This window comes from Chryseobacterium sp. 1B4 (genome assembly GCF_036631475.1).
Taxonomy (GTDB): Bacteria; Bacteroidota; Bacteroidia; order Flavobacteriales; family Weeksellaceae; genus Chryseobacterium.
In genome coordinates, this window is sequence record NZ_JAPNUF010000007.1 from 597409 (window position 1) to 620026 (window position 22618).

Genomic DNA, 22618 nt, shown 5'->3' on the forward strand with positions numbered 1-22618 from the left:
TTATTTTAACTCTACTTTTTCAGGTTTTTTACAGGGAGCTTATTCCTGTTATCACTCCTGCTTTAAGAAAATAACCCTAACAGGTTTTAAGAACCTGTTAGGGTTGACATGATCATTTAAATCTGATTTTATTTACTTTTTAATAAACTGATGTGCCTTTTCATCAGCTTTAAGAAGTAAATTCCAGTTGGAATATCTTGTACAGAAATATCTTTCTTATATCTGAAAGGATCTTTTTCAGTATAAATCACTTTTCCGAAAGATCTATGATCTGGGCTGTTTTCACTTTGTCAGTCTCTCCGTTCACATAAAGATGATCATCAACCGGATTGGGATAAATGGTAAATTCATTATGATCAGCAATCAATTCTGTGGCAGACAGTGTGCCCAGGTTCTGACAGTAATTGGATGGATAAGAATCCCACTCACTGATAGTAAATGTACTGTTAGGCTGATTGATCGTACTCTTTCTGTATAAAGATACATTACCATTGTTATTGATGGTATATTTTACCCCGATAGCATCTACAGTAACCGTTTTATTATAAGCAAGCTCTACATAATTCTCCCCAGCAAACATCATAGGATCAGAAGCTGTTACAAATCTTGCCTCAGCATTCGTATAGCATGATAACGTTGATTTAGGGTTCAGAATAACAAAAGTTTCATTGTTACCTACTTTCCCTTCCAGCTCATAGGTATCTCCATTATAGATAGCATTTGTAGTGTTATTTTTAAACTGAATATTGATTCTGTAGTTATTCAGATTAACCTCATGTCCGGTTTTATTAACAATTTCCAACGCATTATTCCTGATGAATTCCGTATTTGTTCCGGATATATACTTGGTGATCATAAGATCCGGGCATAGGTATCAGAAGCAATGGTTGAAGCTGTAACAGTATTGCTGAAAGGTGATTCCAGATATCCTTTATCAAAGCTTTCACCGTAAAAGTATAATTTGTTGAAGGGTTCAGATGATCTATGCTGACAGAAGTTCCTTTTGTAACCGCAACAGGTGTTGCTGAGCCATTCATATACACTCGATATCCTAAAACATCCGTATCAGGAGAAGCGGTCCAGCTCAGGTTGACAAAATAAGCATTCTGCTGTGTGGAAACCAGTGATCCCGGTGCTGCAGGGGCAATATTGTCAGGACTTTCTGACCAGATCATATCAATCCATTCTGGATGGTCAATAAAAGGATTTCTGTTTTTTTGTATGGTGTAAATGGTATTATTCCGGTCGATTTCTCTTTGTGAAACCGGATCTGAGGCACTCCACTGTTTCAGCATTGCAATATAGGCCAGATCAACAGCCCTTTCTTCAGTTCCATCCAACGGACATTGGTCTGTAGCAGGTGTGATGTTCGCTGATGTACTGTAAGCCGTATTGAATGAACCCAGTTTCCCTTCATATCTCACGGCAAAATACAGAAGCGTCCTCGCAATATCACCTTTAAACTCATTAACAGGCTCGTAAACTCTTCCGGTATAAGGATAATTAGGGATGGCAGCATTGGCTATCCGGGATCCGTTGGTAAAATTATAAAAATTAGTATTACCTCCTACTCCATAAGGATAATTGTTTCTCAGCTGATTGATCCTTGCATCAGCAGGAATAATAAAATTAAGGTCCGAATACATCGGATAATCACTAATGGCTGAGCTGGTACTGAATGTACTTTGTGGCATCATATGTTCCCTGTTGTACCCCATGCCTTCCGTGCTGCCATTACCAATGAGCTGATTTATCTTATACTCATAAGCATCCGGCCCGGCCGGTATTTCCGAATAAATATCCAGCAGATATTCAGTATTGGAGGCATCATGATCATAATATTTATCAAGATCTGTCTGCCCATACAGTCCCGGAAGGTCATTGTAGTGCCAGTTGATCATTTTTCCGAAATAATAGCATGAAGTTTAGATTTCAATGCATACCCGGTCAATCCGGCAGTACCATTATAATATCCTGGGGGAGCCTGCGCAGAAATATAAGAGGAAATTAAGATAACAGGAAGTAGAATTTTTTTCATGCCTTAAAATTGGGAAACCAAAATAGTAAAATAAAAAATGTAAAAAACTGAATATTTATTAAGAAACTATTAATTCTCAAAATTATAAAAAATTGAAAATTAAACGCATTGCCGATGAATATTATGAATAAAATAATTTTTTTTAGCATTCCATCAATTTGGTTATCTTTGGGAACTAACTATTATTATATGAATACAGAGACTATTGACAACATCAAAATGATAGCGGAGACGGCTAGAGAATTTGCAGAAAAGAATATCAGACCGAACATTATGGAATGGGATGAAAGCCAGACATTTCCAAAAGACTTATTCCACCAGTTAGGTGAGATGGGCTTTATGGGAATCGTAGTTCCTGAACAATATGGGGGTTCCGGATTGGGTTATCATGAATATGTTGCTATTCTGGACGAAATTTCTCAGGTTGATCCCTCTATTGGTCTTTCTGTAGCAGCACACAATTCACTTTGCACCAATCATATCTATGAATTTGGAAATGAAGAACAGAGACACAAATGGCTTCCTCAGCTGGCTTCAGGAAAAGTAATCGGAGCCTGGGGACTTACTGAGCACAACACAGGTTCAGATTCAGGAGGAATGTCTACTACCGCTGTAAAAGATGGTGATGAGTGGATCATCAACGGAGCTAAAAACTTCATTACACATGCTATTTCAGGAGATATTGCCGTAGTAATGACAAGAACAGGAGAAAAAGGAGCTAAAAATAATTCTACAGCCTTTGTTTTAGAAAAAGGTATGCCCGGATTTACTTCAGGAAAAAAGAAAATAAACTGGGAATGCGTGCTTCCGAAACAGCAGAACTCATCTTTGACAACGTACGTGTACCGGATTCTCACCGTTTAGGAGAAGTAGGTGAAGGTTTCAAACAGGCTATGAAAGTTCTGGACGGAGGTAGAATTTCTATTGCCGCATTAAGCTTAGGTACCGCAAGAGGAGCTTACAAAGCTGCTTTGAAGTACGCAAAAGAGAGACATCAGTTTGGAAAACCAATTGCAGACTTTCAGGCTATCAACTTCATGCTGGCAGATATGGCTACGGAAATTGATGCTGCCGAACTTCTTATCCAAAGAGCTTCTACGCTTAAGAATGCAAAACAAAAAATGACAAAAGAAGGCGCTATGGCGAAACTATACGCTTCTGAAGCCTGCGTAAGAATCTCTAATAATGCTGTTCAGATCTTCGGAGGATATGGATATACAAAAGATTTCCCTGCTGAGAAATTCTACAGAGACTCTAAGCTTTGTACCATTGGTGAAGGTACTTCTGAAATCCAGAGACTGGTAATCGGAAGAGATATTACAAAATAATTTCAAATCTCAATACAAATGATTAAACAGGCACTCTTAGGTGAATTTCTGCATGAAGCCGAAAACACCAGAAAAATTTTACAGGCAATCCCGGACAGCGCACTGGACTGGAAACCTTCTGAAAAAACTGGACAACCGGTCAGCTTGCCTCCCACATTGCTGAAGTATACAATTGGTATGAACCTACTTTTAATCAGGATGTTTTTGATATGGGTACATACAAGTATGACAAAGGAGACATTTCCAAAGCGGAAAATATCCTTGCCAAATTTGAGGAAAATGTTGCCAATGCCCAGAAAGCTCTGGAAAACTCTGATGAAAACACGTATTTCAACGAGTGGAAAATGGAAATGGACGGAAATGTATTGTTTCCTCCTATGCCAAAGGTTCAGGTGATAAGAGGTTTTCTTTATAATCATTTGTACCATCACAGAGGTGAGCTGGTGGTTTATTTAAGATCAACCGGAAATAAAGTCCCCGGACTTTACGGACCTACTGCTGATGATAAAATGTAAGTAAGAATTGAATAAATATACTAAGCTGTTTCAAAAATGAAACAGCTTTTTTTGTAAGCAGAATATAGAATATACAGCAACATTTTCGACCATTTAATTTACTAATATCATTTACATTGCATTAAATAATTAACAAATTATATTGTCTCATTTTAGTAAAATAGTAAATAAAATGATAATATTTTATTTATTTAACAAATTAAATTCATTTCAGCATTCTTACTTTTCTTTTATTAATAAGCTTTTTCAATTATATCCAATGTCTCGCATAATATTTTATGTTAAAAGTCTAAAATTTCCTTAAAAATTCTGTTTTCGATAATATATTTTTTATTAGATTTGGTATTCCACAATCAAATTTAGTATTTAATATGAAAAAACAATTAACGCTGATTGGAATGCTCCTTATTTCGGGTATTTCTTTCGCACAGACTGACCGTCTTTGGACTGAAGGTTCCAGAAAAGCTTCATCAGAGATCTTTGAAAACAAAAACAACATCAGCAATCCTAAGGTTTACAACCTGGACATCAACGGATTGAAAAATGCTCTGGCAAAAGCTCCCAAAAGATTGGCTGCAGGCGAAAAATCAGAACTCATTATCTCTTTTCCGAATTCTGAAGGCAGAATGGAAAATTTTAAAGTGAGGGAGAATTCCAATTTTGCCCCTGAGTTGGCAGCAAAATATCCGGATATCAAATCCTATGTAGGACAAGGTCTGGATGATCCTAATTCCACAGTCTACTTCAGTGTTTCTCCACTCGGGCTGTCATCAATGGAAATTTACGGCGATAAATCTGCTGTATTCATTGAACCGTACACAAAAGACCTTTCTTCCTATGTTGTGTACAGAAAATCTGACAAAAAAGACGATCTTAACAAATTTGAATGTACCGTAGTAGAAGCTGCACAGAAAGGCGTTTCAAATTCTTCACTTGCAGCAAGACCAAATGCTGATGATGCCAAACTGAGAACATTCAGACTTGCATTGTCTTGTACAGGGGAATACACCACGTACTTTGGGGGTACCAAAGCACAAGCTCTGGCCGCAATGAACAATACGATGACCCGTGTAAACGGTGTTTTTGAAAAAGATTTTGCAGCAAGAATGGTTCTTATCTCCAACAATGATTCTGTAATTTACACCAATGCTTCTACTGACCCTTATTCTGCAGCTTCAGGAATGAGCAACTGGAATTCTCAGTTACAAAGTACTCTTACATCCGTAATTGGTGAAGCGAACTATGATATCGGACACCTGTTCGGTGCTTCAGGGGGCGGTGGAAACGCAGGATGTATCGGCTGTATCTGTACAAACGGATCCAAAGGAAGCGGATACACCTCTCCGGCTGATGCCATTCCTTCAGGAGACAATTTTGACATCGATTATGTAGCTCACGAGATGGGGCATCAGTTTGGTGGTAATCACACTTTCTCTATGAATAACGAAGGAACAGGTGCCAATATGGAACCAGGTTCAGGATCAACCATCATGGGATATGCAGGAATTACAAGCCAGGATATCCAGCCGCATTCCGATGCATTCTTCCATGCAATAAGCATTCAACAGATTACCAATAACATTAAAGCTAAAACCTGTTCTGTCAATACCAATACAGGAAACTCAATTCCTACTGCCAACGCAGGTTTAGACTATACTATTCCAAAAGGAACTCCATTCGTACTGACAGGTACCGGAACGGATGCCGACGGAGATTCTTTAACGTACATCTGGGAACAAATGGACAATGCCTCTTCTTCTCAGACAGGTGCTAGCTCAGCAGCAAGCGCAACAAAAGCTTCAGGGCCTAACTTCAGATCATGGACTCCAACAACTGTACCTGTAAGATATTTCCCAAGAATGGCTTCTGTTCTGACAGGCGCAACCACTACAACAGGTTCTGAAATCACCGTAGAAGCGCTTTCTTCTGTTGCCAGAACATTAAATTTCAGATTTACCGTTCGTGACAACAAAGCAGGAGGTTCAGGAAATAATTCTGACGATGCTGTTATCACGGTAAACGGAACTGCCGGTCCATTTAATATCACTTCCCAGAATTCAGCAACAACATATGCCGGAGGAAGTTCTCAGACCGTAACATGGAATGTTGCAGGAACTACAGCAAATGGTGTAAATGCAGCTAACGTAGACATCCTGTGGTCAACAGACAATGGAAATACGTGGACTACGCTGTTGGCAGGAACTCCGAATGACGGCTCACAGGCTGTAACGATTCCTAATGTCAATACAACTACTGGAAGAATTATGGTAAAAGGATCAAACCACATTTTCTTTGATGTCAACAATGCCAATATTTCTGTAAATGCAGGTTCCGGAACTCCTGATACCGTTGCTCCTACAGCGCCTACCCTTGCCGCTTCGGGAACAACTTCTACTACAACCAATCTTTCATGGTCCGGCGCTACAGATAATGTAGGAGTTACAGGCTATGATGTATATCAGGGGACTTCATTAATCGGCTCAACGGCTTCTACAACGTATACTGTAACAGGACTTACTCCTGCAACTACTTACTCTTTCTCTGTGAAAGCAAAAGACGCAGCAGGAAATGCTTCTGTTTCCAGCAATACAATAAGCGTTACCACTCTTTCAGGCGGAACTGTTACTTACTGTTCTTCTTCAGCATCCAATACTGCTGATGAAAGAATCGGAAATGTAACATTCGGATCTATTAATAATACTTCTACAGGAACTGCAGGTTATGAAAACTTCACTTCAGTTTCCACAAATGTTACAAGAGGAAATGCCTATACAATTTCCATCACTCCGGTTTGGACATCTACAAAATACAGCGAAGCATATGCTGTTTATATTGATTACAACGGTGACGGAGATTTTACAGACAGTGGAGAATTAGCATGGACAAAAGCGGGCTCTACAACCAGTCCGGTAACAGGCTCTATTACGATTCCATCTACAGCAACTGTAGGATCTACAAGAATGAGAGTAATGATGAAATACAGCTCTATCCCTACTTCATCTTGTGAAGCATTCACCTATGGCCAGGTTGAGGATTACACGCTTAACATTGTATCTTCCGGAAAAGGAGATATTCAGAATACCAAAGATCTGATCACAGATGTGAAGCTCTATCCAAACCCTGTGAGAGATATCCTTTATATTTCCAATACGACTTCAGAAGATTATAAGATCTTCGATATGGGTGGAAAACTAATTGACTCAGGAAAACTTCAAAGAGGCTCTGTGAACGTAAGCAATCTTATCAAAGGTGCTTATATGATTCAAATTGGAGAATCTTCTAAGAGATTTATTAAAAATTAATAACTTTAAAATTAAACGATGTGAAAAACTGCTCCGTAAAGGGGCAGTTTTATTTTTAATATAAAATATCATATCAAAAACATTTATGACTGCTATTAATCCTGCATAATTATTTTATTTAAATAAAAATCACCAGTATTTGAGTTTTTTGATTTAAATTTACCAAATAATAATATTTTTTATTGTACCGTTTACCCAGTTTGTATTTAAGGGAGCTCCTAAAACGCTTTTAACACCTGATACCGTTGCTTCTTTTGACTCTGTTTTGGGATAATTTAGTACTTGAACAATTCCGGTTCATAAATCCAATTATATTGACTGCAAAGTATTACTGCTATTCACCTTAGCATTTCCAAAGGCTTATGTAAAGAAATAATGTTTCAAAAAGGCAGCCCTTTAATACCTAATCGTTTAAAATAATTTAATTTTTTATATGAAACATTTATTTAAGTACTTTTTTATCTTAACGATCACCACCTTCTCCATCGCCTGCAGTTCTGACAGAGATGACGAGCCAGAAACCAATTCTGATGTCACCATTGTATTCTATAAAAACGCTGATGAACTGGCGGTAACTTACGATCCGAATAACACTGTAAGCCAGTCTGTCAGAAATCAGGCCTACGATCTTTACAAACAGGGCAAATGGAACGAGCTGGAAGCACTTTTCAAGGCAAACAATTTAAATGGAGGATGGCCTCCTGCCAACGGTGGCTACAACATCGTTGATGATGTTCCTTTGCAGGTTGGACAGAAATTTGACAGATACAGCGGAGCCGTGGGCAATTATACCGGCAATGGAGTTCCTACTTTAGGGGAAGCTTTACAAGCCCGATCATCAACGGTTATACTTATACTTTCACACAAAGAGCTTTAAATCAGCCTGAAAACAAATATGATTTTTATTACGAAATTGATGTTTTGAATAATTCAATGCAGTTTAAAACCCAGACCGCAGATATTATTCCATGGTTTGGCCAGGCCGGAAAAGGAAAGCAAACCATGTGGAAAATTCCGATTGATATCAATACCGGCTATCAGAAAACCTGGAATAAACTGGCTGAAGAAGGCTATATAAAAGTAACCATTAAGAAAAGCCCCAGCGGAAAATATAATAACTTAGCAGGCACAGTTATTCAGCCATAAATCAGCCCAAATGTATTCAATATCAGAAAAAATAAGCATTACCGGAAAAACTTCTGTTGAAAAAAGCTCTTTCATCAATGATGAGGCTCTCCCTTCAGCAATAACCACTTTCAGCTGCTGTGATTGCGGGAACAAAAACACGATTGCAATAGCTCCCTACGAATCAGGATATCCCATCTTTCAGCTTTATAATGAAAATAAAGTATTATCCAAAGATGAATTATTAAAACAGGGAATTGTCAACGAAACCTCTCAAAGAGTGCTTCATTTCGGAGAACTGACAGTCAATGATCTGCCAACATTATACTTTGGTACGGACTGTACTTCATGTCATTCAAAATACATCTGTGTATTCAGCTATGGAGAAAAACAACCGGGTCTGGAAATATTAACGATTTCCGGTATCTGGAAATACGAATAACTGAAATCATTTCCATTAATATTATAAAGGTCTACAACTTTAAAGTTGTAGACTTTTTCTTAACTTAGCAGACAAACTAATTTCAACCATGAAGCACGTCTACAAATGAGAAAAATAGCCCTATTTCTTTTTGCACTATACTTTGGATCAGTATTTTCACAAAAAACACTGTCTAAATATCCTGAAGGTCAGTTCCCTTATAAAGAAGGTCCTGTCCAAATGTCTGCAGACATGCAGAACTATTTTCTGAAAAGCGGTGCAAAACCTTGTGATAAAAACCAGATGTATTTTGTAACCTTAAAAATTGATAACACCGGTAAACCTTCTTTGGTAAAGAAAAAGAGTGATGATGCTATTATAGAAAAAAATAAATGTGCATTCGATCTCGCTATAAAGTCTATAGGAAGCCTGAAAAACTGGCATCCTGCGGAAGAAAACGGAGAAAAAGCCATTGCTTATTTTGATTTTCCTTTTTTCCACAAGACTTTTTTGAAAATTATAAACCCGATTACGACCTTTCAAAACTATACCAATATCCTGACCTGCCTGGTGGATCGCATGAGTTGAGAAAACAAATCCATAAAAAACTGGAAGGATATTTAGATCCTACATCATATAGTGCGAACGGAAAATTTATTATTTCTTTCACCATAGATACGGACGGCAGTATTTCTACCGTAGATATCGAACCTAAAATAGATAATAGCGAACCGTTTTTTGAGGATATAAAATTTATTTTGAAAAAAATCAAAGTAAAATGGGATCCCGGAAAAATTAAAGGACAACCTATAAAATCAAAATTCAGAATGCCATTTAATTTTAAATCAAGAGATTTAGATTAAGATTCTCAAAAAGCAGTTCTTTTGTGCTTTGCATTTTATCCCTGTATATTTCACATTTTACAAATCCTTTTCTATCTTTGTGGGAAATAAAAAATTCATGGATAAAATTGATAGTCTGAACCAAGTAGCAGAATTCCATACTACTTTCAAAGCCCCTATTTTAGATACCCCACAAATTCCTTCTCCGGAAAGATGCAATCTCAGAGTAGAACTTTTACAGGAAGAACTTAATGAGTTAAAACAGGCGATTGCCGATAATAATATTGTAGAAATTGCAGATGCACTTTGTGATTTACAGTATGTTTTAAGTGGTGCGGTGCTGGAATTCGGACTTGGCAACAAATTTGTAGAGCTATTCAACGAAGTTCAGCGTTCCAATATGTCGAAAGCATGTGATAATGAAGAGCAGGCAAAAGAAACAGTTGAATTTTACAAGGAAAAAGAAGTAGAATCTTTCTATGAAAAGTCCGGAGAAAAATTTAATGTTTACAGACAGGCAGATCATAAAGTATTAAAAAACAAATACTACTCTCCTGCTGATTTAAAATCAATTATCGAAAAATAAAATATGAAAAAATTTATTACCAATATTGTTGCCGTTTCAAGCTTATTTTTAGCTGCACAACAGCTTAGCGCTCAAAAAGTAGTGGTAAACCGCGAGGTTGACACTCAGAATGACGGCAAAATGCTTTTGGGAAACCAACTGAAAGAGCAGTTTTTAAAAGCGCCTTATGCAGATTGGTACGTAAAAGAACATGATGAATATGTCCTTGACCAAAAAGCAGTCAGTGAATTAAAAAAGAGAAAATCGGGTCTTATGACATCCTTGTTTTCATGGGAACATGGTGTGAAGACAGCCACAGAGATTTTCCGAGACTGATGAAAATATTGGAAGCCGTAAATTATCCGGAAAACAAACTGACTATCATTGCAGTAAACCGCAAAAAAGAATCTCCTACCGGGGATGAAAGCCTTTACAATCTTCAGAAAGTTCCTACCATTATCCTGAAAAGGTATGGAAAAGAAGTGGGAAGAATTGTAGAAATGCCTACCAGCGGATATATTGAAAGAGATTTAGCTGAAATTCTTAAAAAGAATGATTCATCTGTTATCAAAGAAATTTTTAAATAGATTTTGAGAAATTATAGAACCATATTATCCTTTGCAGCCGGTGCCGGCGCTATGGTACTTCTGTTCTTTGGTCTGAAGTCCTGCCTGAATCTTGGAAATAAAACGGAACAGTCGGATTATTATATCCTGACCAATCAGATTTCCAAGATGAATAAAATGGTGGTATTGGAACAGAATACTTCCAGCATGCAGAAAACCAAGATGGGTTATGAAGTTTTTGGAAAAGAAATCTCCAGCAACAGTATTATAACCTATACCAAAACTAATGCACAGGTTTCCTATGATCTTAATAAAATGAAGATTGAAGTAGATTCCATCAATAAAAAGCTGGTGATTACTGAGCTTCCTGATGCTGAGATCCGAATTACGCCAAGTGTTGAGATTCAATCTCTGGATGATTCTTTCATTAACAGAATTTCAGAAAAGGATATTAAAAACGTTACAGCAAAAGCTAAGGAAACAGCAGAAAAATCAATTGACCAGAATCAGCTGAGAAATGAAGGCCGCAAACAATTGATGGAAAACCTGAATAATATTTTTGTTTTGGCAAAAGCCCTGAATTATACCATAGAGGACAAAACCGGTAAAATTGGTATTTTGGGACTTTAAATTTTCCCCTTTGGCAAACCCTTTGAATAATAATTTACATGTTCTTGGAACTTAAAACGTAAAGTCATGGATACAAAAGGAAACACCAAAAAGAAAGAATCTGCCAATACAGCAGAGACCAAAAAGCAAAATCAGGATTTTCAGAATATTCCTGCTGCATCGAAAAAGACCAATCCGCCTGATATTGACAAAGAAGATATACAGAAATCATCAAAGAACAAATCAGGAAAAACGGACAATACAAAAGACAAAAAGTAATAAGACTTTTTATAATTGAAAAGTTCCGTCTCATGTGAGGCGGAACTTTTCGTTCTAACTATCTAACTGAACTTTTGTTTTCTATACAATGGTGGATTTCCCGATCTTTACATTTTCAAAATTATAATATGATGTTTCGGAATATCTGATATGGTCTGCAATAAAGCTTCCCACTTCACTTGTGGAATAATATTGTTTCGTATTAAGATCAACGGTAACATATTTATTTTCAATAGCATGTTCTACAGACTGTCTCAATTTATCAGCTGCAGCCTGTAAATTAAGATGATCCAGCATCATAGCCACACTTAAAATAGAAGCAACAGGATTTGCAATACCTTTTCCTTTAGCCTGAGGATAAGACCCATGGATAGGCTCAAACAGAGCATTCTTCTCTCCTACTGAAGCAGACGGTAACAACCCGATAGAACCACCGATCACACTTGCTTCGTCTGAAATAATATCGCCAAACATATTTTCCGTTAAAATAACATCAAAATGCTTAGGATTAAGAATCAGCTGCATGGCGGCATTGTCTACAAACATATAATCAAGCTGTACATCAGGATATTCAGGGGCAATTTCCTGGCAGGTTTTTCTCCACAACCTCGAAGTATCAAGAACATTTGCTTTATCAATAAGCGTAAGCTTCTTCTTTCTTTTCCGGGCTTCCTGAAATGCCATATGCGCAATCGGAATAATATCTTCACGGCTGTATTTGCAAACGTCATAAGCATATGCTCCATCCGGGTCAGTAAATTTTTCACCGAAATAAATTCCGCTTACCAGCTCTCTGAAAATCTGGATATCAGCACCTTCAATAATTTCCCTTTTCAGCGGACTCTTATCGATCAGTGACGGATATGTCTTCAATGGACGGATATTGGCAAACAGTCCCAGCTCTTTACGAAGTTTTAACAATCCCTGTTCAGGCCTTACTTTTGCTTCCGGATTATTATCAAACACCGGATTGCCGATAGCTCCGAAAAGTACAGCATCTGATTCTTTACATATCTTTAATGTCTCTTCAGGCAGAGGATTTCCTGTCTTAAAAATAGCTTCTGCTCCGATTAATCCGTAGTCAAAATGAAATTTACATTGAAAAACTTCAGCAATAGTATCTAATATTTTAATGCTTTCACTGATAATTTCCGGGCCGATCCCGTCTCCTGGAAGAACCGCGATTTTAAAATAATTGTCGCTCATTTGTTTTTTGTGTTTTTAGTTCAAATTCTGTAATGGCCTGTTTTCTGCTGATTAAGAAATCAATATCATCATAACCGTTCAGCAGGCATATTTTTTTATAAGAGTCCAATTCAAAGGTTTCTGTGGTATCCTTGAAACTGACAGACTGTAATTCTACGTCAATAGCAATTTCCTGATCAGGATTTTCATTGATTCCTTCTAAAATTTCTTTTAAAAACCCTTCGGAAACCTTTACAGGAAGAAGTCCGTTATTCAAAGCATTTCCTTTGAATATATCAGCAAAATAACTTGAAATGATGACTTTAAAGCCATAATCTGTTAACGCCCAGGCCGCATGCTCCCTGCTGCTTCCGCAGCCGAAATTGTTTCCGGCGACAAGAATTTCACCACTGAACCTAGGATTGTTTAAAACAAAATCAGGATTCGGTTCTCCTGTATGAATATTAAACCTCCAGTCTCTGAACAGATTCTCTCCGAAACCTTTCCGGTCTATACTTTTAAGAAATCTTGCAGGAATAATCTGATCTGTATCTATATTTTCTGCCGGTAACGGAACCGCAGTGGATTTTATAATAACTAATTTTTGCATGTACTTTTAAGGGGGTTAGTTTAAACTTTCAAAAGCTGAAATTTTACCTTCTATGGCTGCTTTTGCTGCAGTGAGCGGACTGGCAAGAATAGTTCTTGCCCCCTGACCCTGCCTGCCTTCAAAGTTTCTGTTGGAAGTGGAAACACAATATTCTCCTTCCGGAATCTTGTCATCATTCATTGCCAGACATGCAGAGCATCCCGGCTGACGGATCTGAAAACCTGCATCATTAAAGATTTTATCCAGTCCTTCCTCATAAATCTGTTTCACCACCTGCTGAGATCCGGGAACGATCAATGCTTTTACCGCTTCCGCTTTGCTTTTTCCTTTGATGTACTGAGCTGCAGAACGGAAATCTTCTATCCTTGCATTGGTACAGCTTCCTATAAAAACATAATTAACCCTGATACTGTTAACTGCTTGTCCGGCTTCCAGTCCCATATATTGTAATGCCTTCTCTTCAGATTCATTCTGCGGCGCAGGAATAAGTTCACGGATTGAAATACCCATTCCCGGATTGGTACCGTAAGTAATCATCGGATAAATATCTGATGCATCAAAACTTAGTTCTTTATCAAATACAGCACCTTCATCGGTTTTCAATGTCTTCCAGTACTCTACTTTTTCTTCCCATTCTTCTCCTTCCGGTGCGAATTTTCTTCCTTTTACGTATTCAAAAGTGGTATCATCCGGAGCAATCATTCCTCCTCTGGCCCCCATTTCAATACTCATATTGCACACGGTCATTCTTCCTTCCATCGACATTTCTTCAAATACATTCCCTGCATATTCACAGAAATATCCCGTTCCTCCGTCTGTTCCTATTTTTGAAATGATATAAAGAATCACATCTTTAGGCTGAACATTTTCGTTCAATTTGCCATTGACTGTAATTCTCATTGATTTCGGTTTATTCAGCAATAAACATTGGCTGGCAAATACCTGAGCGACCTGGCTTGTTCCTATTCCAAAAGCGATAGTTCCAAATGCTCCGTGGGTAGAGGTATGACTGTCACCGCAAACAATACTCATTCCTGGCTGGGTAATTCCCAGTTCCGGAGCGATAATATGTACGATTCCCTGATACTGATGCCCTAATCCGAAAAGTTCGATATTATTTTTCTTACAGTTTTCCGTAAGCTGTTCTACCTGATTTCTTGAAAGTTCATCTCTGATAGGCTGCTCCTGATGCAAAGTGGGTACATTATGATCCGCGGTGGCAACAATCTGTTCCGGTCTGAATATTTCCAGGTTTCTGGATTCCAGTTCTGCAAAAGCCTGAGGACTGGTTACCTCATGAATCAGGTGTTTGTCTATATAAATGATCTGAGGTCCGTCAGGAATGGTTTCTACCACGTGAGCGTCCCAAACTTTATCAAAAAGTGTCTTTTTACTGTTGTTCATTGTTTACTTTATCTTGATTTTAAATCAAACCTATCCTATTTTTCTGGCGAAAGAATGCATCATCATGTTGAGATCCTCATTATCTATTTCTTTTTTAAGGTCAGCGATCTTCAGAAATTCCTGGTACAGGTAATCAAGTTCATTCTTGGTAACTTCATACCCGATATGTTTAAAACGATACGCCAAAGCCGAGCGCCCGCTTCTGGCCGTAAGGATAATGGAAGAGGCGTTCACTCCTACTTCTGCAGGATCAATGATTTCATAGGTATCCCTGTTTTTGATCACTCCATCCTGATGAATTCCCGAGCTGTGGGCAAAAGCATTGGCTCCTACAATAGCTTTGTTGGGCTGCACTGCCATTCCCATCAGGTCGGATACCATGGCACTCATCTCATTCAGCATTCTGGAATTTACATTAGTATACAGATTCAGGTCTTTATGCTGTTTTAAAATCATTACAACTTCTTCCAATGCTGTATTGCCAGCTCTTTCTCCCAGCCCGTTGATGGTACATTCAATCTGGCGTGCTCCGTTAATTGCCCCGGCAATAGAATTGGCAGTAGCCAATCCGAGATCGTTATGACAATGGCACGACAATACTGCTTTTTCAATACCCTTTACATTTTCTCTCAGATATTTTATTTTCTGACCGTATTCTTCCGGCAGACAGTATCCTGTTGTATCGGGAATGTTCAGTACTGTAGCTCCGGCTTTAATAACGGCTTCACAAACCCTTGCAAGATATTCATTATCTGTTCTTCCTGCATCTTCAGCATAGAATTCTACATCTTCCACATATGTTTTGGCATACCTTACTGCTTCTGCCGCTCTTTCAATAATATCTTCCCTTGTTGAGTTGAATTTGTATTTAATATGAGAATCCGAAGTTCCGATACCGGTATGAATTCTTGGTCTTTTTGCAAATTTCAATGCTTCCGCTGCCGTATCAATATCTTTTTTATTGGCTCTTGTTAATCCGCATACCTTCGCATTTCTTACCAGTTTTGAAATTTCTGAAACCGATTCAAAATCTCCCGGACTGGAAATCGGAAACCCTGCTTCAATGATATCAATTCCCAGCTCATCAAGCTTTTCAGCAATAATCAGTTTCTGTTCCGTATTCAGTTTACATCCCGGAACCTGCTCCCCGTCTCTCAGTGTCGTATCAAAAATTTCAATTTTTTCGGAATTCATAAATGAAGTTTTTTACTTAATTTTGATTCAAAACTACAGCTTGCAATATTTTTTCATTTTCACATTTTTTGAAAATTACAATATTCAACAGTTGAAAAAACAATCTTATTTATCTATTAATCAGTAATTTAATTTATAAAAATTTACAATGGCAGAATTGCAGAAAGATTTTTTGTTTGTATTAGTAAAGTCATTGACTACTTCTGAAAAGCGACAGTTTAAGCTGTATGTAAACCGTCTCGGAATTAATGTTGATGCTAAATTTCTTCTGCTCTTTTCTGAGATGGATAAAATGAAGGAATATGATGAAACGGTGATTATTGAGAAAAAAATTTCTACCAAACAACAGCTTTCCAACCTTAAAGCGCATCTTTATAAACAGATTCTGGTAAGCCTCCGTATGAACCCGAGTCATCAGAATTATAGAATTCAGCTTCGGGAACAGCTGGATTTTGCCAATATTCTGTACCAGAAAGGTCTTTATAAGCAGGCTTTAAAAATATTAGATAAGACTAAACAGACTGCGCTGGAGCTGGACGAAAAAAGTATTGCTTCCGAAATTATTGACCTTGAGAAAGTAATTGAATCACAATTCATTACACGAAGTATCGAAGGCCGCGCTGAAGAGCTTATCAAACAGTCTCAGGAGATCAGTAAACAAAACCGCTACACCACAAAACTTTCCAACCTTTCGTTGAAGTTATACAGTGAAATGCTTACCCATGGTTATGTAAAAAATGATACAGACCGGCAGGAAGTCATGGATATTTTCAATGCTGAAATTAAAAATATCAATCCCGAAAAACTGAATTTCACTGAAAAATTATGGTATTATAAAGCTCATGTGTGGAAGAACCAGCTCTTGCAGGATTATAAATACACTCTGAAATATGCTTATCAGTGGGTAGATCTCTTTCATAAGAAGCCCGAAATGATTTACAGTCATCCGGTTTGGTATATCAAAGGAAATACTTATCTTCTCAAGATCCTTTTCCTGTATGGAAATATTGATATTCTGGAGGAGCATTTTGAGAATTTTAATAAAATGGTACATGCGGAGAATTTTGTTCAGAATGAAAATCTTCAGTCCCTTATTTTCCTTACCCAATACAATACATTGATGAATATTCATTTTGTAAAAGGAGAATTTTTACCGGTACAAAACTTATTCCTGAAGTGGAATTGAAAATGGAAAAGCTGAGAGAGAGAATTGATGAGCATCATTTTATGATTCTTTACCTTAAAATGGCTGCCATGTTTTTCGGCAGTAAAATGTTTGAGAAATCAATTGAGTATTCAATGAGGGTAATAGAATCCAAAGGTAATGTACAGGAGGATCTCCTGTTCCATACAAGAATTCTGATCTTAATGGCGAAATATGAATCGGGTAAAGATGAAGATTATGATGAATTTATTGCTTCTACACTGAAGTTTGCCAGAAAAATGAAAAAACCGGAAGAATTCCATTTTGAAAGCATTCAGTTTTTTAAGATTCTTAATAATCAGCTGCCGGATCAGAGACAGAAAGCCTTTGAAAATTTTGATAAAAAGCTGGAAGAATTCTCAAAAAATGAATATTACAGACGTTCATTATTCTATATTGACATTCATGGATGGATCAAGTCTAAAGTCCAGCATGTGGATGTTATTGAAATTATCAAGCAGAAAGTAAGGTATAAAAGAAAACATTAACCAGCACAAAATAAACACCTGTTTTTAAGCATATTAAAACACATTATTTAATGTAAAATAAAACAGTAAAAAATCCCGCAGATTTAGCTTATGATCACAGATGAATATAAATCTGTTTTAATTTCCAAATCTGCAGGATAATAAAATTATCTTAACGGTATCCTACTTATACATATTTTCTATAAAATTCAGAGCATTTCTGTGGCTGATTTTTTCTGCCAGCTCAGATGAAAATCGTTTTTCAATTTCTTTATTGATTGCAGGGTATCCCGAAGCATTGGAATGTTCAGGAAAGAAAAAGGATGACGGGATGTCTCAGGATGATCCTTCCAATAGAAATAGTCTGCTCCATAGGCGATACTGTTTTCTCCGCCAAGATCTAACCCATATCGGATATGCTCGTAAACTCTATCCGGGTTTTCCGCATCTACATAATCTTTGATAAAATTCAGACCAATCAGCCCTTTCCTTTTAATTACTTCCTTTACAAGTTCATCAGGAAGATTTCTGTTGTTCTGATAAACAGACCTGTAGTTGGAATGACTTGCCAGAACCGGAATTGAATAGTTTCTCTGATCAATATAAGTGAAAATATCGTAGGCCAGCTGATCACTTGTATGAGCCAGATCAATAGCAATATTACGGCCAGCAATATAATCAATCAGGACTTTTCCATCATCCTTTAAGCCGGCGGTGGCATTATTTCCCCCTCCAAAACGGTTTTCAAGGTGATGCGTTATTCCAATGTAAAAGACTTTTTCTACATTATCAATCATCGTTTCCAGATTTTTGAATCCGGAGTCAAGACTTTGATTTTCATCACAGAAAGCGGATGCATTTTCAATGGAAGCAGTAATTCCTATCCGGTTTTCATTGCCAGCCTCTTTGTAAATGTCCTTATTAAATAGAAAAAAGTTCTCATTTTTAGTAAGACTTGAAAATAACCGGCTTTGTTCCAATCCATAATTGGTACTGTTTGCTCCTGTTCCTGCATACATGGCCATCACCTGAACTTTTACATTTCCTTCCTGCAGATAAGGAAGAGAACAGCCCAGCTCTTTATCATCCAGAGTGGTACCTGATCTTAGCAGATAATAAAGTAAATCGCAGTGAAGGTCAATATTCATTGTGCTCATATTAAATTATAATTCGTTCATTATTAAAGTTTTAAATCAGAAAATAAGCTTTACTATTGAGATACTGGATAACAAAAAAACAGAAGATATTTTTCTGTAAAAAACTGATTATAGAATCTGACGAAACAAAAACAGTCCTGATCTTTTTTATTTTAAATATTAATTCTCATTCTAATTGTAAGCTAATATAGTATTTTATCTAAAAAATGCGTATTTTTGCATCTTAAAATTTCTTAGTAAACAATGATAAAAATTACACTTCCAGACAATAGTGTCAAAGAATTCGAGGGAGCAGTTACTCCCCTAGATGTGGCAAAATCTATAAGCGAGGGATTGGCTAGAAATACCATTTCCGCAATTGTTAATGACAAACAAGTAGAAACGACCACACCTATAACCACGGATTCTACGGTACAGCTTTTGACCTGGAATGATGATCTTGGAAAGAAGGCTTTCTGGCACTCTTCTGCCCACCTTCTGGCGCAGGCAATCCTTGAATTTTATCCTGATGCTAAGTTGACCATTGGTCCTGCGATAGAAAACGGATTCTATTATGATGTAGATTTCGGAGATGAAAGCTTGTCTGAAAAAGATTTTGAAAAGATCGAGAAAAAGATCCTGGAAAATGCGAAAAAGGATCTACCTTCTCCTTATATCCGGTTTCTAAAGAAGAAGCTTTAAAGACTTATGCAGACAATCCGTACAAAGTGGAGCTGATCTCTAACCTTAATGATGGAGAAATCACTTTTGTAACGCATGATAACTTCACAGATTTATGCCGTGGTGGTCACATTCCGAATACAGGAATTGTAAAAGCGGTTAAAATATTAAACGCAGCAGGAGCCTACTGGAGAGGAAATGAAAAGAATCCGCAGTTGACCAGAGTATATGGTATCTCCTTCCCTAAGCAAAAAGATCTTACTGAATATCTTGAAAGATTGGAAGAAGCAAAAAGAAGAGATCACAGAAAATTAGGGAAAGAACTTGGAATTTTTGCATTCTCTGAAAAAGTAGGGGCCGGGTTACCGCTTTGGTTGCCAAAAGGAACTGCCTTGAGAAGAAAACTGGAAAATTTTCTTTCTGATGCTCAGAAAAAGGAGGTTATGAATTTGTAATGTCTCCACATATCGGAGCAAAAGAATTATATGTAACTTCAGGACACTGGGATAAATACGGAGAAGACAGCTTCCAGCCGATTAAAACTCCGAATGAAGGAGAAGAATTTTTGCTGAAGCCAATGAACTGTCCTCACCACTGTGAAATTTACAAAACTTCACAATGGAGCTACAGAGATTTGCCAAAAAGATATGCAGAATTTGGTACGGTATACAGATACGAGCAAAGTGGAGAGCTTCACGGATTAACAAGAGTTCGTGGATTTACCCAGGATGACGCTCACCTTTTCTGTACTCCGGATCAGCTTTCTGAAGAATTTGAGAAAGTAATTGACCTTACGCTTTATGTTTTCAAGTCGTTAGGGTTTGAAGATTTTGTAACTCAGGTTTCATTAAGAGATCCTGAAAACAAACAAAAATATATCGGTTCTGATGAAAATTGGGAGAAAGCAGAAAGTGCCATCATCAATGCTGCAGAAAAGAAAGGTTTAAAAACAGTTATCGAGTACGGGGAAGCTGCATTCTATGGCCCTAAGCTTGACTTTATGGTTAAGGATGCTTTAGGAAGAAAATGGCAGTTGGGAACCATTCAGGTAGATTATAACCTTCCGGAAAGATTTGATCTTCATTATATCGGAAGTGATAACGAAAAGCACAGACCGGTAATGATCCACAGAGCACCTTTTGGTTCTATGGAACGTTTTATCGCTATTCTGCTGGAGAATACAGCTGGTGATTTCCCGTTATGGCTAAGCCCTGATCAGTTTATTATTCTACCGATCAGTGAAAAATATGTAGATTATTCAAAAAAGTTTCACAATTTTTGGAAAATCACGATATTAGCGGTCAGATTGATGACAGAAACGAGAAGACCGGTAAAAAAATCCGTGATGCGGAATTGAAGAAAATTCCTTTCATGCTTGTAGTAGGAGAAAATGAAGAAAAAGAAGGCACGATTTCTGTAAGAAGACGTGGTGAAGGAGATCTTGGAGTGATGAAGCTGGAGGATTTTGTAGCTTACTTTAAAAAGGAAGCCGCCATATAAAATTGAATTAAAAGATTAAAAAAATTAATAATTAAAAGCTTGATTTACACTTAGTAATTTTTCAATATTTTATTCTTTAATCTTTTAATTTAAAATAAAATAGTAATTAACCAATAAAATTATAATACAATAGCACAAAGATTTAACAACAGGGGCCCACAGAGACGTCCGGTACAAGAGGACGCTCACTTGATCAACGATAAAATTCGTGTGAGAGAGCTTCGTTTGGTGGGCGATAACGTAGAGCCGGGAATTTATCCAATCGACAAAGCAAGACAGATTGCTGCGGAACAGGAATTGGATTTAGTAGTCATTTCTGACAAGGCAGAACCATTTATTGCAAGAGTATTGGAATACAAGAAATTCTTATACGAGCAAAAGAAAAAACAGAAGGAACTTAAAGCCAAGCAGGTAAAAGTGGTAGTAAAAGAGATCCGTTTCGGACCTCAGACGGATGACCATGATTACGAATTCAAAAAGAAGCATGCTGAAAAATTCCTTGAAGAAGGTTCTAAATTAAAAACCTACGTATTTTTTAAAGGACGTTCGATTATCTTTAAGGATCAGGGAGAAATCCTGCTTTTAAAGCTTGCCCAGGAACTGGAGCATGTGGGAAAAGTAGACCAGCTGCCTAAACTTGAAGGAAAAAGAATGATTATGATGATGAGTCCTAAAAAACCGGCAAAATAATTAAGTCATTATTTTACATACAAACCTCAAAGCAATTTGAGGTTTTTTTATTGCTTTTTGAGAAAAAAACCGTTGATCAGGACTACTGAATCAACTGTCAATCCTTTAAAAGATATTTATCCTTCGAAATCTCCGCAATCATGCTCTTTAAAAAGAGGTAAAGCTTTTTGAGTAGTGAAATATTTAGAAACTCTTTTGTTTTTTAATTCCAGCTTCTGGCCTTCTATCACCAGTTCGTAGACCGGAGCCTTATCAATTTGGGTTACAATATATGTTCTTTCCGGAGTTGTAAAGACCGCTTTATTTCCAGCTCCGTCAGAGAACGAAAAATCGTGAATTTCAAAGGTGTCCTTTTCATCACAGACATTTGTCCATTTGATGGTCTTCTTTGTGATAGACAGCCTTGCCAGGTCGCACGAATAACAGTTTCCGGAGAACTCTACCCCATATTTTTCATATACATTGGTGCTCCTGATATTCAATACATCAATAGGAACCAATGATGAAAAATCGCCTGGAATCTCCAATTCCGATATATTCTTTTTTACCTGGGCAGGAGCAGAAATCTGCTTTACGTTTGACTTTGCAGAATCTGTTTTGTCCATTTTTTTATCTGCTGCAGGTGAACAGGAATCTAACAGCATGATCAAAACTGAGAGGCTGGTTATTATGTTTTTCATCTTTAAAATAATTTACAGTATCTGGTTTATCTTTTTGTAAAATTCTCCAAAATCCTTCGTTCAATATATCCCTGTTTTCAGCCATTTCTTCCTATTACAGGCGGTTTTGCTGTATACCGTCTGAATACAGATACACTCACGGCAAAGAATATCTTCATTTATTAATTTATTTTCCACAGATTTCAAAAATTACGCAGATCAGTATGTTTATTAAATATTGCCGTCCGGATATAAGATTAAAAATAGACATTGTGAAAACATAAAATCAGAAAACGGC

General features: G+C 37.2%; 21 protein-coding genes and 3 pseudogenes. 16 read left to right on the top strand and 8 right to left on the bottom strand.

From position 1 onward, the window contains the following. Nucleotides 1-247: 247 nt before the first annotated feature. Together OWR28_RS12440 and OWR28_RS12445 are read right to left on the bottom strand one after the other, a co-directional pair. The gene (locus OWR28_RS12440) at nt 248-856 is read right to left on the bottom strand and encodes a hypothetical protein (protein WP_332386871.1); all 609 of its coding nucleotides are present in this window, start codon (nt 854-856) and stop codon (nt 248-250) included. Continuing rightward, on the bottom strand, nt 807-1901 hold the full coding sequence (locus OWR28_RS12445) for an endonuclease (RefSeq protein ID WP_332386872.1): 1095 nt from the start codon (nt 1899-1901) through the stop codon (nt 807-809). Before OWR28_RS12445 ends, OWR28_RS12440 begins: the two co-directional genes overlap by 50 nt. 326 nt (nt 1902-2227) lie before the next feature. On the opposite strand from OWR28_RS12445, the pseudogene OWR28_RS12450 reads away from it, so the two are divergent. The 13 genes and pseudogenes from OWR28_RS12450 to OWR28_RS12510 all read left to right on the top strand — a co-directional run bounded on the left by OWR28_RS12450 (nt 2228) and on the right by OWR28_RS12510 (nt 11590). Further along, nucleotides 2228-3366: pseudogene (locus tag OWR28_RS12450) on the top strand (acyl-CoA dehydrogenase family protein). A gap of 155 nt (nt 3367-3521) precedes the next feature. After that, nucleotides 3522-3881, top strand: a complete 360-nt coding sequence (locus tag OWR28_RS12455; RefSeq protein ID WP_332387457.1) for a DinB family protein — start codon at nt 3522-3524, stop codon at nt 3879-3881. A gap of 371 nt (nt 3882-4252) precedes the next feature. Further along, nucleotides 4253-7183, top strand: a complete 2931-nt coding sequence (locus tag OWR28_RS12460; RefSeq protein ID WP_332386873.1) for a reprolysin-like metallopeptidase — start codon at nt 4253-4255, stop codon at nt 7181-7183. A 433-nt stretch (nt 7184-7616) separates the two neighbouring features. Continuing rightward, on the top strand, nt 7617-8060 hold the full coding sequence (locus tag OWR28_RS12465) for a hypothetical protein (RefSeq protein WP_332386874.1): 444 nt from the start codon (nt 7617-7619) through the stop codon (nt 8058-8060). Between the two features lie 56 nt (nt 8061-8116). Next, nucleotides 8117-8329, top strand: coding sequence for a hypothetical protein (locus OWR28_RS12470; protein WP_332386875.1), 213 nt, complete (start codon nt 8117-8119; stop codon nt 8327-8329). A 10-nt stretch (nt 8330-8339) separates the two neighbouring features. Beyond that, nucleotides 8340-8750 (top strand): hypothetical protein, encoded by a 411-nt coding sequence (locus tag OWR28_RS12475; RefSeq protein WP_332386876.1) that lies wholly within the window; start codon nt 8340-8342, stop codon nt 8748-8750. 105 nt (nt 8751-8855) lie between these two features. Continuing rightward, nucleotides 8856-9317, top strand: a complete 462-nt coding sequence (locus OWR28_RS12480) for a hypothetical protein (RefSeq protein WP_332386877.1) — start codon at nt 8856-8858, stop codon at nt 9315-9317. Next, a complete protein-coding gene (locus OWR28_RS12485; protein WP_332386878.1) occupies nt 9314-9592 on the top strand; it encodes a hypothetical protein in 279 nt (92 codons plus the stop codon). The genes OWR28_RS12480 and OWR28_RS12485 overlap by 4 nt, the downstream gene beginning before the upstream one ends. 97 nt (nt 9593-9689) lie before the next feature. Further along, nucleotides 9690-10157 carry a pyrophosphohydrolase domain-containing protein gene (locus tag OWR28_RS12490; RefSeq protein WP_034694493.1) on the top strand — a complete coding sequence of 156 codons (468 nt, stop codon included), beginning with the start codon at nt 9690-9692 and terminating at the stop codon, nt 10155-10157. Between the two features lie 3 nt (nt 10158-10160). Continuing rightward, nucleotides 10161-10472 carry a hypothetical protein gene (locus tag OWR28_RS12495; RefSeq protein ID WP_332386879.1) on the top strand — a complete coding sequence of 104 codons (312 nt, stop codon included), beginning with the start codon at nt 10161-10163 and terminating at the stop codon, nt 10470-10472. Further along, nucleotides 10472-10723: a hypothetical protein gene (locus tag OWR28_RS12500; RefSeq protein ID WP_332386880.1), complete on the top strand. Its 252-nt coding sequence runs from the start codon at nt 10472-10474 to the stop codon at nt 10721-10723. Before OWR28_RS12495 ends, OWR28_RS12500 begins: the two co-directional genes overlap by 1 nt. A gap of 3 nt (nt 10724-10726) precedes the next feature. Beyond that, nucleotides 10727-11332, top strand: coding sequence for a DUF4230 domain-containing protein (locus OWR28_RS12505; RefSeq protein WP_233333014.1), 606 nt, complete (start codon nt 10727-10729; stop codon nt 11330-11332). 66 nt (nt 11333-11398) lie between these two features. After that, nucleotides 11399-11590, top strand: coding sequence for a hypothetical protein (locus tag OWR28_RS12510; RefSeq protein WP_232720363.1), 192 nt, complete (start codon nt 11399-11401; stop codon nt 11588-11590). 81 nt (nt 11591-11671) lie between these two features. Here OWR28_RS12510 and leuB read toward each other — a convergent pair whose 3' ends face one another. Genes leuB through OWR28_RS12530 form a run of 4 tightly spaced genes read right to left on the bottom strand, consistent with a single transcriptional unit; the run spans nt 11672 to nt 15983 of the window. Beyond that, complete coding sequence (gene leuB / locus OWR28_RS12515) at nt 11672-12796, bottom strand: 3-isopropylmalate dehydrogenase (RefSeq protein WP_332386881.1); 1125 nt, start codon at nt 12794-12796, stop codon at nt 11672-11674. Further along, nucleotides 12777-13385: a 3-isopropylmalate dehydratase small subunit gene (gene leuD / locus OWR28_RS12520; RefSeq protein ID WP_332386882.1), complete on the bottom strand. Its 609-nt coding sequence runs from the start codon at nt 13383-13385 to the stop codon at nt 12777-12779. The genes leuB and leuD overlap by 20 nt, the downstream gene beginning before the upstream one ends. A gap of 15 nt (nt 13386-13400) precedes the next feature. Beyond that, nucleotides 13401-14789, bottom strand: a complete 1389-nt coding sequence (gene leuC / locus OWR28_RS12525; RefSeq protein WP_332386883.1) for a 3-isopropylmalate dehydratase large subunit — start codon at nt 14787-14789, stop codon at nt 13401-13403. A gap of 30 nt (nt 14790-14819) precedes the next feature. Continuing rightward, a complete protein-coding gene (locus tag OWR28_RS12530; RefSeq protein WP_332386884.1) occupies nt 14820-15983 on the bottom strand; it encodes a 2-isopropylmalate synthase in 1164 nt (387 codons plus the stop codon). Nucleotides 15984-16131: 148 nt separating this feature from the next. Between OWR28_RS12530 and OWR28_RS12535 the strand changes: the two are divergent. Beyond that, a pseudogene (locus OWR28_RS12535) lies at nt 16132-17675 on the top strand (hypothetical protein). A gap of 188 nt (nt 17676-17863) precedes the next feature. On the opposite strand, the gene OWR28_RS12545 reads toward OWR28_RS12535, so the two are convergent. Next, on the bottom strand, nt 17864-18811 hold the full coding sequence (locus OWR28_RS12545; RefSeq protein WP_332386887.1) for a membrane dipeptidase: 948 nt from the start codon (nt 18809-18811) through the stop codon (nt 17864-17866). A 243-nt stretch (nt 18812-19054) separates the two neighbouring features. Between OWR28_RS12545 and thrS the strand changes: the two are divergent. Both thrS and infC read left to right on the top strand, forming a co-directional pair. Then, nucleotides 19055-20971 (top strand): annotated as a pseudogene (gene thrS, locus OWR28_RS12550) (threonine--tRNA ligase). A gap of 189 nt (nt 20972-21160) precedes the next feature. Then, on the top strand, nt 21161-21661 hold the full coding sequence (infC, locus tag OWR28_RS12555) for a translation initiation factor IF-3 (RefSeq protein ID WP_027372223.1): 501 nt from the start codon (nt 21161-21163) through the stop codon (nt 21659-21661). A gap of 116 nt (nt 21662-21777) precedes the next feature. On the opposite strand, the gene OWR28_RS12560 is transcribed toward infC, so the two are convergent. After that, a complete protein-coding gene (locus tag OWR28_RS12560) occupies nt 21778-22266 on the bottom strand; it encodes a hypothetical protein (protein WP_332386888.1) in 489 nt (162 codons plus the stop codon). Nucleotides 22267-22618: the final 352 nt, after the last annotated feature.